Raw genomic sequence first — 15,018 nt, 5'->3', positions numbered from 1 at the left:
TTTTTATGCTATGTAACTTATTGATAATTATTTGATTGATGTTTTTTATGTGAATTTTTTTATAGATAATATAAATATTTATTATTGTTAATATTTCTTAAAAAAATATAATATCTCAATGTTTTATTTTTGTTAAAAATGTTTTTTTTAACAAAAAATAGTATTTTTTTGTCTGTTTTTTTTGTTTAATATTGAAATATTGACAATTTTTTTGTTTTTTTCTTTGTGTTATTAAGAAAGTTTTACAAATTTGTAGCGTACAAAATTAATTTGATATGAAGAAAATAACAATGAGTCTTCTTGTTGTTGTATTATCTTCTTCCGTTGCGATTGTAAATGCACAGCAGAAGAAAAATGATACAGCTACTCAGACAAAGGAGATTGAAGGTGTGGTGGTAACTGCACTTGGGATTAAAAGAGAAAAAAAATCTTTGGGGTATTCCACACAACAAATTAAGGCAGATGCTATTACTGAAGGAGTAAATACTGGTAATATTGCGAACCAGTTGGTTGGTAAAGCTGCAGGTCTTAATATTTCAACAACAACAAACTTTGGAGGGTCCGCTAACATCGTTATCAGAGGGAATAAGTCAATTGTCTCTAATAACCAGGCGCTGATTGTTGTTGACGGAGTACCGTTGGATAATAGGAATAATTATAGTGACAGATATGATTATGGGAATAACCTATCGGATATAAATCAGGCTGATATCGAAAGTATAAATGTTCTGAAAGGTGCAGCGGCGTCTGCCCTTTATGGTGAAAGAGCTGGAAATGGGGTATTATTGATTACTACCAAAAAAGGTCGTTCAAAACAAGGTAGAGTAGGTGTTACTTTATCTTCTGAAATACAGGTAGGTACTATTGATAAAACTACATTTGCAAAATATCAGGATAAATATGGAGCTGGTTATGGGCAATATTTTGATGAAGATGATGCCGGAAACTTATATGCACCTTTTTATGATGATGCGTCAATAGGGATGCCGTTTGATCCGAAATTAATGGTTTACCAGTGGGATTCATACGATCCTAATTCACCTAACTTTGGAAAAGCATATTCATGGACGGCAGCAAAGCATACCCCTGCATCTTTTTTTGAAACAGCAACAAACTATGTGAATACTGTAAGTTTGGAATCCGGTAGTAACGATTCTAATATTTTAGTTAACTACACCAATTTCCTTTCAAATGGTGTATTACCTAATTCAGAACAAAAGAAGAATACAATTTCTGCAAAATTTAATCATAAATTTAATGATAAGTTTGATGTTACTGCCTATACATCCTTAACGATTCAAAATACAAAAGGTAGAAACTCTACTGGATATGGAGATAATATCATTACTGGATTTAGACAATGGTGGCAGAATAACGTGGATGTTTATTCACTAAGGGACGCTTATCGTAATTCTGGAAGAAATATAACATGGAACAGAACCAGTGCAAATGATGGTAATCCGAAATATTGGAACAACCCATATTTTGACCGTTATGAAAACTACCAAACAGATGATAGAACCCGATTCTTTGGATATGTATTGTTAAACTATAAAGTAAATCCAAACCTTACTATTACCGGTAGAGCTTCTTCTGATTCTTATGATCAAAAGAATCAAACAAGAAAGCAGTTAGGAAGTATGCCAGAATCATTTGGACTTTCAGGAAAATCCGTTTCATCCGGTTATGAGCTTGAAAATCTTAGATCTTCTGAATTAAATTTTGATTTATATGGAGCTTATAACAAAAAATTTGAAAATGAGTTAAGTTTAAATGGATTGTTAGGTGCGAGCTATAGAAGAAATAGTATGGAAGGAGTGCGTAACTCAACTGAAGGAGGGCTAATATTACCCAATGTATGGGCTTTAAATAATACGGCAGAAGCTCCATTGCCTACTCAGGAAGATTTAGCAAAAAGTGTTACAATGGGAGCTTATATCCAGGCTGCCTTAGGATATAAAGATACCTATTTTATTGAAGGGTCATATAGAGTTGACAAATCTTCAAATCTTGGACAAAATAACAATGTATATGGTTATCCTTCTGTTTCTGCATCAATTATTTTATCTAATCTAATTAATCAGGACTGGCTTTCTTTCTTAAAATTAAGAGGAAACTTTGCCAAAGTAGGAAAATCTACAGATAATTACAGATTACAGGACCAATACAGAATCCTAGGTATTTTTGGAAAAATTCCTATGGTTAGTAACAGTACTGTTAAGAATAACCGTGATCTTAAACCTGAATCTTCTAACGAATTTGAAGTAGGTGTAGAAGCAAATTTCTTTAAAAATAGAATTGGCTTTGACGTTGCTTATTATGATACTCGTACTACAGATCAGATTGTAAGAGCTGATGTTTCTACATCTACCGGTTATGCATCAAAATGGATTAATGCTGGAGAAATCCAGAATAAAGGTATTGAAGTTGCCCTTAACGCGACTCCATTCAAATCTGACAATTTTAGCTGGGATATTAATATTAACTGGTCTAAAAACAAGAGTAGTGTATTAAAGCTAACTGAAGGATTAGATAACTTATTATTACAGCAGGTACAAGGAGAGGTTACTTATAATGCATATGTAGGACAGCCTTTTGGAATTATTAAAGGGACTGATTATGTATATGTTAATGGGCAACCTGTTGTAGAAGATGGTGTATATGCAAGAAAAGAAGATCAGGTTATTGGTAATATCAATCCTGATTGGATCGGAGGTATAAGAAATACATTTACATACAAAGGAGTTAGCTTAAGTTTCTTAATAGATGGACAAAAAGGAGGAGATATTTTCTCTACCGACCTTTATTATGGAATGGGTACAGGAATTTATCCTGAAACAGCTTTCCCTGACAGAAATAATATAGTATTAGCGGGAGTGAATCCTAATGGAACACCTAATACAACTCCAATTCCAATAGCAGATACAGGCGAGCTTATGGGAGGAATTTCTGTAATGCCGGCAAAAGCATTTGTTTATGATGCATCATTTATTAAGTTAAGAGAAGCTTCTTTAACATTTAATCTTCCTAAAAAATGGTATGATAGAACATTCATTAATGATATGAAATTCTCTATCATAGGAAGAAACTTATGGATTATCCATAAAAATTTACCATATGCTGATCCAGAGTCTGGATTGAGAGCAGGTTTACTGTCGAGAGGTTACTCGGTGGGAGCAATGCCAACTGTAAGAACGTTTGGATTTAATTTTACGGCTAAATTTTAATAGAAATTATGAAAAAGATATTTTTAATACTTGGAAGTGCTTTATTGATGTTAACTTCTTGCGACGGCGATCTAGAGTCTTTGAATGTTAACCCAAAAGCTCCAATAGACAATCCACCTAGTGGATACTTATTTTCTTCCGGAGTTGTTACTGGGATGAATCAAATGAATACCTTAAATGTTAATAGAAGTGTTTTCAGACATTTGACTCAGCAATTAGCTGATGTAACTTATAGAGAAGGTACAAGAATGAACTTTAGAAGGAGAGATGTTGCAGATGCTCATTGGAATCAGTTATATTATGCATTAAATTCTTTAAATACCTCTAAAATTATAATAGCTAATGAGCCAGTAGATGCTAATGTGAAAAAAAACAGGTTAGCTATGGTAGATGCTATGCAGGTGTATTTCTATCAGATATTAGTTGATAGCTATGGAAACATCCCCTATTCTCAATCATTAAAAGTAGATGAATATCTATCACCAAAATATGATGATGCTAAAACAATTTACTTGGATCTCTTAGCAAGAATTAATGCGGATATTAGTGCTCTTAATACTTCATCCGCAGGATTTGGCTCTGATGATATTATATATGGTGGCGATATTGTTAAATGGAAAAAGTTGATGAATTCTATAAAGCTAAAATTAGGAATGAATTTAGCCGACGTAGATGCTGCACTTTCTAAGAGTACAGTTGAATCTGCTTATAACTCTGGAGTTTTTGCTTCTAATGATGACAGTGCTATAATCAAATACCAGCCTACAGGAGTATTTACATCTCCTCTATATGAAGACCTAGTGCTTTCAGGGCGAGTAGATTTTTGTGCTACAAATACAATTATTACTTATCTGAAAAATAATAATGACCCGCGCATAGGTAAATATTTCACTACTGCAGCTAGTGGTGATAATGCAGGACAATATGTTGGAGGGGTATTTGGATTAAATCCAACTGCAGCCCAAACTTTATCACTGATAAACCCGTCAATATCTGTAGCAGATGGCTTAGGATATTTAACTGATTATGTTGAAATCAAATTTTTATTAGCTGAAGCGGCTGCTAGAGGATATGCGGTGGGAACAGCAGCTATGCATTTTGATCAAGGTATTGCTGCATCAATGGATCATTGGAAAGTAAATACTGTGGATAAAACAGCTTATTTAGCTACACATAATTATTCTGTCCAATCGGCTAGCGGTCAGCCATGGAAAAAAATTATTGGAAATGAAGCTTGGATAGCAATGTATAACAGAGGATTTGAAGCTTGGACTTTTAACAGAAGACTTGATAATATGGCCTATTCACCTCTTCCTCCAGTTAGAGTTCTATACCCTATTAAAGAATATTCTATTAATAGTACAAATGTTGCGGAAGCGGCAACTGCAATAGGGGGTGATAAACAAACTGTAAAACTTTTCTGGGATAAGAATTAAAACGTATTAACAACATTCATATTATACCGCCTTCGGGCGGTTTTTTAATTTCCGTATATTTGTACTTCAAAATTTTGAAATGAAATACGGGCTATCACATGTGGCCTTTGAAAAAATAAGTATGAACACATGAATATTAAAGATATTATAGAACAAAAACTTTCGGAGGTCATTTTAAATGTATATCAGTTAAAAGACATCAAGCTGGAAGTTCAGGAAAATAAAACGGAATTTGAGGGTGATTTTACCATTGTTACCTTTCCGTTGGTAAAACAATTGAAGAAAAACCCTGAAAGCATTGGGGTTGAATTAGGTGAAGCTTTGACAGAAACGGATCTTTTTGAAAGCTTTAACGTAGTAAAAGGCTTCCTTAATGTGAAGGTGAAAAATCAATTGTTTGTGGATAACTTTAGATCTGTAAGCAAGAATTTCTCCACTATAGAAAAGAAAAATGCTACGGTAATGGTAGAATATTCTTCACCGAATACCAACAAACCATTGCACTTGGGACATATAAGAAATAATTTATTAGGATTCTCAGTTGCTCAAATTTTAAAAGAAGCTGGATATGATGTAATCAAAACTCAGATCATCAATGATAGAGGTATTCATATCTGTAAGTCTATGCTGGCTTGGGAGAAATTCGGAAAAGGAGAAACTCCTGAAACTACCAATACAAAAGGAGACAAATTTGTTGGAAACTACTATGTAGAATTTGACAAAAACTATAAAAAAGAAATTGCAGAGCTTGTAGAACAAGGGGTAGGAGAAGAGCAGGCTAAAAAGGACGCTCCGGTAATGAAGGAAGCTCAGAAGATGCTGTTGGATTGGGAAAATGGAGATGAAACAGTAAGAGCACTTTGGGCAGAAATGAACTCATGGGTTTACAAAGGATTCAATGAAACGTATAAGAGATTAGGTGTTGACTTTGACCAGGTTCAGTATGAAAGCAATACGTATATTTTAGGAAAAGATCTTATTCAGGCTGGGTTGGATAAAGGCGTTCTGTATCAGAAAGAAGACGGTTCTGTTTGGTGTGACCTTACAGATGAAGGGCTTGATCAGAAGCTGTTACTTCGTTCAGACGGTACTTCAGTCTATATGACTCAGGATCTTGGAACGGCAGTTGAGCGTTTTAAGCAAAATGATATTCAGAAACTGATCTATACTGTAGGAAACGAGCAGGATTATCATTTTCAGGTTTTATTTAAAATCCTGAAAAAATTAGGATATGAATGGGCAGATCAGTTGTTCCACCTTTCTTACGGAATGGTTGAATTGCCTGAAGGTAAAATGAAATCCCGTGAAGGAACTGTAGTAGATGCAGACGACCTGATGCAGGAAATGTATGAAACAGCAAAATCTAAAGCTCAGGAATTAGGAAAACTAGAAAACCTTTCGGAAGAAGATAAAGAAGTATCTTATGAAACGGTAGGACTAGGAGCATTGAAATATTTCATGCTTAAAGTAGATCCTAAGAAAAAAATGCTTTTCAACCCTGCAGAAAGTATTGATTTCAATGGAAATACAGGTCCGTTTATTCAGTATACCTATGCACGTATTCAGTCATTATTGTCAAAAGCAGGTGCTTTACAGTCTGAAACTGCTGATATTGAATTGAATCAATCTGAAAAAGAATTGATTATGCAGTTGACCAACTTTAAAACTGTAGTGGCTAAATCAGCGGAAACATTAAGCCCTGCTTTAGTTGCCAACTATGTTTATGACCTTGTGAAAGCATACAACTCTTTCTATCAGAATAATCCAATCCTGAATCAGGAAGATGAAAATGTAAAACAATTCCGTTTGAATATTTCAGATATCACAGCAAAGACGATCAAAAAATCTTTAGAATTGCTGGGAATCGGAACCGTAAACAGAATGTAAAAATAGAAAGCCTCCTGAATTTTTCCAGGAGGTTTTTTTATATCAATAATCACGTATCAGGAATATCTCAAAAATCTCGAAGCCCGCAACCCGAATCTACTTTTTATCATTACTTTCACCGTGCATCTGTTTCAAACTATCCGCATACAACTTAGCAGGAGTCCAACGTGCATGTTTGGAAAGAACTACTTTATATCCCTTTTTGTAAGTATATACTTTAGTAAATTCTGCGCCGAAGAATATTAGCATACAGGAATAATTGATCCACATCATAATCAGAATAACTGTTCCGGCAGCACCAAAGGCTGAAGTAGGTTTTACCTGATTGAAATAAAGACTTAATAAAAATTTTCCAAGGGTAAATAAAACAGTAGTTAGAAAAGCTCCTTTCCATACCGGTTTCCAGCTGACCAAAACATCAGGCAGAACTTTAAACATTAAAGCAAATAAGAGCATGACAAGTCCAAAGCCTACAGCGAAATTCACGGTTTCTACCAGCATATAGGTTTCAAAACCAAAATATTGGGTGATAATCGTATTAAACAGACTGATCAGAGAAGATAAAATCATGGTAATCATCAGAAGAAATCCCAGGATAAGAATCATCCCTAAAGAATTGGCTCTGTCCAGTAAAAATTTGAGTAATGCTTTTTTGGGTGCAGCTTCTACTTCCCAAAGTGTATTTAATGAATGCTGAAGCTGAAAGAAGAGCGTAGTAGAACCGAAAACCAATGATCCGACTCCAACCGCCTTCATAAAAATATTCTTTTTATCAATAAGAGCACCAGCGAGCATACCTTCAATGCTTTTCGCTACATCCGGTCCCATAATACCACTGATCTGGCTACTGATTTGCCCACGAATGGCTTCTTCCCCAAAGAAATTTCCAAGAACCCAGATAATAATGATCAATAATCCCGGGATAGAAAAGATGGCATAATACGCAAGACTTGCTGAATCTTTTGATGCAGTAGAATTGTTCCATTCAGTGAATGTGTCTTTCAGAACTTCCCAGAAAAATTTAGCAGTATTGATCATATTAAAATGGATATCCGATGGCAATATTTAAAACAAGATTATCTTTTCTCCAGCTTGAGTCTCCGAAATTGATTTTATCGAAGGCCCATCTGTCTCCTTTCTGATAGTAAGGAACTCTCAGTGGCATTGCAAGATCCAGTCTTAGAATCAGGATTGAAAAATCCAGTCTCAGACCTACTCCGGCACCCACCGCAATTTCATTTAAAAAGTCTTTTGAAAATTTAGCGCCCGGTCTGTCTTTGTCATCGTGAAGCAGCCAGATATTTCCGGCGTCTACAAAAACGGCAGCATTTAAAAATTTATAAAGATTGGCTCTGTACTCAGCATTTAATTCCAATTTGATATCTCCAGACTGGTCAAAATAAGTACCAGGCTCCAGAGTTCTCGGATCAAAACTTCCCGGGCCTAATGTTCTTGCGCGGAATGCTCTGATACTGTTGCTTCCTCCTGAGAAAAATTGTTTTGAGAAAGGAACAAATTCTGAATTTCCGTATGGATAGGCGATTCCTCCGATAAATCTTGTAGCCAATGAAGATTTTTCAGTGAACTTATGATAGAATCTGAAATCATTTTCCATCTTTACATACTGGCTGAAAGGAATACCAAATATTTTCTTTTCCTTATCTTTTTTTACATCTGCTCCTGTTACCAACCCTGTAATATTTCCTGCAAGATCAAGCGTCCCTTTATAATAAATGGTATTGGTCTTTGGCAGCATGGTATTGGTATAGGTATAAGAATACGTTGGTCCAAAAATTAGCTGTTTATCAACAATTCGCTGCATAGCTGGATTTTTGGAAGATTTAACTTTATATTCATCGGTAACATTTGCCGGAGATACCAATGTAATATCAATCACTTTCAGATCATGTTCTTTTCTCGCATTTTCTTTCCATAGATATCCGAATGATCCGGTGAAGTTATTTAAGGTATAATATTTTGTTCTGTTCTGGAATTCATAGCCCAAAGTAATATTCGTTCTCGGAACAAACTCACTTGAAGAATGAAAACGGAAAGGTGCCACAATTCTTGGAATGGAAAGTTGTGCATTCGCTCCAGCACGGAAAATATTATTGGCATCCTGAGCACCTCCCATCTGGAAATCAAAAGCTCCGAAGATCGCTGCTTTGAATTGTTCTGCGCCTCTGAAGAAGTTTCGGTGGGTCCAGTTCAGATTCAGCTCACTACCTGCATAGTTGGCAGAATTGGTTCTTCCCAATGCTTCCAGACGAAGCGACTGGATTTGTCTTGGCGTTAATAAATAATACGCATCAAACTTATGACTTAACGAATCTGATACAATGAATTCATTTTTTACAAACTTGAAAACACCAAGGCTGATCAGTCGGTTTAGCGTAAGATTGTGATTGGAACGGTTGTACAGATCACCTTTTTTGAAATATAATGCTCTGTCAAAAATTTTCGGTTTGAATTTATGCTGAGGATCAATAACGTAAATATCATCAAAAGCATATTTGGAAAGAGAATCTTTATCCATTGGGATACTGTATTTTCCCTCTTTTACATCCTGGATATTATAATTAGGAAATACAATAACGTTATTAATGCTGAATTGCTGCGTTGCTAAATCCGGAGTATTGTCTTTCAGTTTTACGTTAAGCTCTACCTTATGATCTTTGCTTACTGTACTGTCTGCCTGCACGATAATATTATCAGGATGGAAGTAATAAAAACCTCTTTCCTTTAAACCATTATCAATTCTTTCTCTTTCTGCTTTGATGACATCAAGATCAAATGGTCTTCCGTTTTTAAGTAACGTTCTTTTTGTTAGACCCTGAATTTCCTGGTTCACCAATGTAGAATCTTTCTGGAACTTTACCCCGTCAATCAGATATCTGGAACCTGGTCTTAAGGTATAAATAACCTGAGCTTTTTTATTTTTTGAAACCGTATCATAAGAAGCTTTAGCATTGAAATACCCTTTGTTTTCAGAATAATTGACAATGATATCTTTATTGAACTCACGGTCTACATCACCTAACAATACAGGCTTTTCACCTATTTTATATTTAAGCCAGTAATTAAAACCTTTATCCTTTTTAGGCTCTTTAGCAATATTATAAAAATAAAGTTTAGGACGCATCCCCAAAAATGTAGAATTGGGTTTTGGCGTAAGGCTCTCTTCCAGTGCCGTCTGAAGATCTTTTTTTTCTTTTTTGGAAATTGTGTCGTTTTCAATCTTTACTTTGGCGCCTGTGTAGAGCATCTGGCCTTCTTTCAAAAACCTGGTATTGCTACACGAGACTACTGTGGATGCCATTCCGGAAACCAACAGATACTTACAATATATGTGGAACTTATTACTCATTATTTAAATTCTACCACTTGGTTATTTTGATTTTTTTTCGGTTTCTTCTCTTTTGATTTCTGGAAAATCTCCCGGAACTTGTCATAATCCAATGTAATAATAAATCCGACGCCGGTCTCTATGATCTGTCCTTGAAGAGCTACCTGATATTCATCTTTACGGTAAGCACGAAGCATATACCTTCCGTCTTTGGAAAGGCTGTAATCTACAGAAACATTCCCTGCAATATTCGTCATGTTTTCATTCTGACGAGCCTGGCCTTCCAGTCCGAAATTACTTCCTACCGTCACTTTCAGGCGATCGTTCAATAATTTTTTGCTGATATCTACATTCAGATCGGTTCTGGTATTTTTCTCTCCAGTGGAATAATCTTCCGTAGAATCAAGACCGAAGTTAAGATCTACTCCTTTAATCAGTCCGGAAGCAAGGTTATTCAGCTGTTGAGAAAGAATTTTACTTACACTCTGTCTTGCCATAGTCTCCGCAGACATTCCGGCACTGCTTTCAAATGGATTTTCCCCGATAAAACGGTTCAGAAGCAATAAGGCAAATACCTGTTTGTTCATTTCAGACTCCTGGGTTCTGAGCTGGGCAAGTTTCTGATCGACAACATCTTTTACATTCGTGGATACGGAATTATTCTTTTCTTCCGTAGTAATGTCAAACGTAAGCTGAGGTTTCAGAAGCTCTCCTTTCATTTTCAATAAAGCATTGAATGGTATTCTCTGTTTAAATTGATTCATGAGAGAAGTTCCGCCATTTTCTGTGCCCACCTGTTGTTCTACAAGATCAATAGGTGCTGCTTCCGTTTTATAAACTGCTGTAATATCCATTTGGGCCATCGTTGGCTCACCAGTCCAGGTGATCGTACTGCCTTTCTGAATATCGAATTTACGTTTAAGCAAACTTACAGAAAGATCGTAGCTTCCTTTTTCAACTTCATAAACGCCTACTAATGTCATTTTTCCTGAAGGATCAATTCCACCGGTCAATTCTGCTTCTCCCTGAAGTTTGACAAAATCACCGTTTACTTTATCAATAATAATAGAAAGTTTGGCTTCTCTGCTGACTTCAATGTTGACATTCACATCCATTCCTTTAATGCGGCTTTTGGAGTCAAGAGAATCTGCTTTAATTGTTTTATTTAAAACTACCTGATCCTGATCCACAAATTCTACAATTCCATCTCTTTCCTGTAAAGATGGGGAAGATTGAGGAAGTACGAACGTGAAGTCTGTGTTGTCTGCCACATTCAGTTTTCCGTCTACTTTAGGGAGATCCAGATTTCCGCGGATATGAAGGCCGGCATCAATAGCCAGAATACCATACATCATCGCGTCATTGGTCTTTTCTGAATTGACAACTTTAAAGTCTTTGGCATTTACATCCAGATTAAAAGCGAAATCTCTGTACGTTTGGGTAAGAACCTGCCCGTCCACAACAAGAGCATTTCCGTCTTTATCTTTGACCTTGAATTGATCAAACTCAATTCCACGGCTGGTAAAATCTATTTCATCACTCAGATGTCTGAAATCACTTCCTGTTTTGGCAATTTCCAACCCTGCATCATTGAATTTTACTTTTCCTAAAATATTTGGTTTATCTGTAGTTCCGGTGATCTTTAAGTTTCCTGAAAGATAACCTTCCGTATTGGTAATGGCATTCATAGAAAACCCTTGAATACTCTTCATCTGAAGCTGGTTGATCGCCATATTCAGGTCGAAAGTACTGGAAGAAGTATTGTAATCTCCAAGGATTTTTACGTCATTGTTATTTCCGGAAAGAGCAATATCTGCATTTAAAATCTTCGGTGAGGCATTATTCACTTTTACCGCAAGGTTTCCGACAGGACTTCCATAGACAATTAAGTCCGAAATATTCAGGTCGGAAGTGAATGTCATATTTTTAGTAACATCACGAAGCTGCGCTGTTCCGTTGATGGTTCCTCTTGCCAGAACCGTATCTTTTTTAATCAGTTCCGTAATGGTTTCGATTTTAAAATCTTTCAACGAAATATTCAAAGGACTGCTTGGATTACTGCTTTCAGACTGAACCGCAATTTGGCTGTTTCCATTGGAGAGAATGAAGTTATCTGCCAGAATACCTTTGTTGCTGACCTGGATTTTATTATTCTCTGCAACATTCCAATCTGTATAATTCAGTTTCAATCCGTTCGGGTTCAGAGATATTTCAGTAATATCATTCAACGATTTTGCACTTCCTGCAATCAGGAACTGGGTAGCATCTTTTTCGTCTTTTGTGGTGACGTTGTATCGGATGGTATTGTCTGCAACATCTCCGTCAATATTGATTTTGTTTAAAGAAAAACTTGAGCTTTTCAAGGCAGCAACATTCAGGCTGTATTGTAATGCCTGATTTTCATTCGTTACTTTTAAAGCCCCTTTTTCAATGGTATTTTCACCATATAATAATCGTGGAATTTGTCCGTCAATTTCAATTTTCTGAGAATCGGCATCATAATTCCCGACAAGATTGATGGTTTCAAAATCTTTCAGATCCGGCACAAACTTTCTGATCAGATCATCATTTTTAATTTTTGCTGTAAAAGTAAAATGTTGCCCAGGATCAATCTTCTGTTTTTTATCCGGTTTCTGGAACTGGTAATACTGATTTACGGTTTTCGTTAAAGCACCAAAAATCTGAGTCAATTTATATTTACCTTTCAACTCCACATCTGCAATCTGAGAATTGAAAATAATCTGAGTAGAATCTGTAGTAGAGGAAGCTTTCAGATTGACTTCCTGTACGGGATAAACCTCTTTGGTATCTGAGAAAGCAAAATCTTGAAGGTTTAAATATCCATTCAGATTATTGGGATCTAAGCTGGTGAAATCTCCATCAATTTTTCCGGCAATAATCATCGGTTTTTCGTAGAAGCCAAGTTTGTTGACATCCAGTTTGATAACTTCTCCATTCACTTTTACCGTAGGATTTTTTTCATCATAAACACCCGAAGCGGTCAATTGTAAACTGGCATTCGGGTCTTTTGAATCCAAAATCACATGATAAGCTCCTTTTTTGATCTTTCCGGTAAGGTTCATATTTTGATAACGATATCCTTTGTAAACTGCGGAAGCAACATGACCTTTTAAGTCTGCATTGGCATTTTTAAAATCAAAGCTTTCTCCTTTCGCAGCAATTTGGGCTGTGAGAGGACCAATATCTTTATTCTGAATAATTTTTCCAACCTGTATACCCTGAAGATTGGCTTTTACATCATACAATTCATGATTTTTTCTTCGCATGTCTACCTGTGCGATGATCGCAGCGTTCCCCAAAGTAGAGTAGAGGTTGAGATCTGTATTCACTACTTTCGTTGTTCCTTTCGCATTTCCTTTAATGCTGAAATGGGAAGGAAGGGAAATATTGGAAGGAATTGTATTTTTAGGAATAAGATTAAATATCGTTTTGGCATTGGAAGAAAATTCCCCGATTCTCAAATCATAATACAACTGATCAGGATTCATCGCATTCTTGATTTTTCCGGAAGCCATTACTCTCAGCTGATCAAGCCCGGAAACCTTAAGATCCTGAATTAGAAGATCATTAACACTTCCTTTTACATTTGCATTGACATTGAGAATAGCGTTCGGATATTTGTTGAACGGAACCGTATTTTTTAAAGTCGGAGCCAGATTCAGAATGTCAGAAAACCCTATTTTTGAATCTTTAATATTGGCTGAAATCTTGACTGCACCTAAGTTTTTGCTAAGTTGATCAATGGAGTTATAGTTTAAAATAACCTCATCACGCGATAGCGTTTTAGGAGTTTGAAGATAAAGATCTTTGAGATAGGCTTCTTTTTCTGCGTACACAAAATCCGTATTGAATTTCTGGATATCCAGTCCTTTGCCTTCTTTGATTTCTGCCGAATTCACGGTTCCTGCAAAGGTATTGTTCTCCATTTTGAAGCTTCTTACCTCAACATTCATTTTTGAAAAATTGAGGTGATTGAAGTCCATTCCCTGTTTAGTTGGAGCAATGGCAGTATTGTTATAATTGACTTTTACATCGTTCAAAACAAGTTTTCCTAAGAGAAGTTTCATGGCTTTATCCTTATCAGAGGTTTTGGAAACTTCAGGTTCTTTTGTTGTTTTAGGATTGGCATTCTGAGCCGGAAGATAAAGGTTGGCATTAATATCTGCGCCGGAAAGGAATACATTGGCTACATTGTAAGTATTGTTTTCAATATCCAGTTTGTTGACCTTTGTGCTCAGTTCTTTGAAGATAACTTTTGCAAATGTTTTGGTATTTTCATCACCGTAATCAATGTCGAAATGAGTAAGTTTTATTCCTCTTAAGCCAATATTCATAGGCTTCTTTTCATTGAGGGAATCTACTTTTTTCTCTACCTTTTCTGCAACTTCTTCTACCAGTCCCTGCTTTAACTTTAATTTTAATCCGTCAAGGTTGATATCATTAACGGCATATTTGTTTTTGCTGAGATCAAAAGTTTTGACTCTGGTATCAAACAATTTAAAATAAAGTTGAATATCATTCTTAGATTGCTGGTCGTTAAATGTTACCCCAACATCTTTTAAATTGATTTTATCAAGAGAAATGATAAATGGCTTAGAAGGACTTTCTTCCTTATCACTGGACGCAAAAGCATCAATAATATAATCAAAATTGAATTTACCATCCGGTTTCCGTACTACATTAGCACGTGCACCTTCCATATTGACTGAAGTAATATCTGCTGTAGAATTAAGAAGCTTCATCATGTGCAGACCTACATCCAGCTTTTTGACGGCCAGAAGAGTGTCTACATCCTGTCCTTTGAGGTAGAGGTTTTCCATGACAAGGCTGTTGGGAAATCCTATGTAAACCCTTTCAAGGCTTACTGGAGTTTTGATTTTTTTCTCCAGATAAACAATGAGCTTGTCTTTGATGAAATTTTGGACGGCAGGAAGCCTTAAGCTTAGGATCAACAGGGTAAGAAGAACCAATATTGAAATAAAGGTTATTGCAATACGCCTTAAAAGTTTGGTGGTGTTGATTTTCAGTTTCAAATGCGATTAGGTTTCTAACAAAGATAATAATACTATTTTATTTGGTCTTTGTTGTGGTGCCCTTTTGC

General features: G+C 35.8%; 6 protein-coding genes. 3 read left to right on the top strand and 3 right to left on the bottom strand.

Annotated features, from left to right (window positions below):
• Window positions 1–275: 275 nt before the first annotated feature.
• From RHP76_RS11200 to argS, 3 genes are all read left to right on the top strand, one after another.
• On the top strand, window positions 276–3,227 hold the full coding sequence (locus tag RHP76_RS11200; protein WP_120232848.1) for a SusC/RagA family TonB-linked outer membrane protein: 2,952 nt from the start codon (window positions 276–278) through the stop codon (window positions 3,225–3,227).
• A gap of 8 nt (window positions 3,228–3,235) precedes the next feature.
• Window positions 3,236–4,663, top strand: coding sequence for a SusD/RagB family nutrient-binding outer membrane lipoprotein (locus tag RHP76_RS11195; RefSeq protein ID WP_120232849.1), 1,428 nt, complete (start codon window positions 3,236–3,238; stop codon window positions 4,661–4,663).
• A 129-nt stretch (window positions 4,664–4,792) separates the two neighbouring features.
• Window positions 4,793–6,550, top strand: a complete 1,758-nt coding sequence (gene argS / locus RHP76_RS11190; RefSeq protein WP_062672545.1) for an arginine--tRNA ligase — start codon at window positions 4,793–4,795, stop codon at window positions 6,548–6,550.
• A gap of 96 nt (window positions 6,551–6,646) precedes the next feature.
• Here argS and RHP76_RS11185 read toward each other — a convergent pair whose 3' ends face one another.
• The 3 genes from RHP76_RS11185 to RHP76_RS11175 are packed head-to-tail and all read right to left on the bottom strand — an operon-like array spanning window position 6,647 to window position 14,950.
• A complete protein-coding gene (locus RHP76_RS11185; protein ID WP_120232850.1) occupies window positions 6,647–7,588 on the bottom strand; it encodes a YihY/virulence factor BrkB family protein in 942 nt (313 codons plus the stop codon).
• A gap of 1 nt (window position 7,589) precedes the next feature.
• Window positions 7,590–9,917 carry a translocation and assembly module lipoprotein TamL gene (locus RHP76_RS11180; RefSeq protein WP_311230199.1) on the bottom strand — a complete coding sequence of 776 codons (2,328 nt, stop codon included), beginning with the start codon at window positions 9,915–9,917 and terminating at the stop codon, window positions 7,590–7,592.
• The gene (locus RHP76_RS11175) at window positions 9,917–14,950 is read right to left on the bottom strand and encodes a translocation/assembly module TamB domain-containing protein (protein ID WP_311230198.1); all 5,034 of its coding nucleotides are present in this window, start codon (window positions 14,948–14,950) and stop codon (window positions 9,917–9,919) included. The genes RHP76_RS11180 and RHP76_RS11175 overlap by 1 nt, the downstream gene beginning before the upstream one ends.
• Window positions 14,951–15,018: the final 68 nt, after the last annotated feature.

This window comes from Chryseobacterium sp. SG20098 (assembly GCF_031844745.1).
Classification (GTDB): Bacteria; Bacteroidota; Bacteroidia; order Flavobacteriales; family Weeksellaceae; genus Chryseobacterium; species Chryseobacterium cucumeris.
Note: the sequence above shows the minus strand (reverse complement) of the source record. Positions and strands in the feature narration are given on the sequence as shown.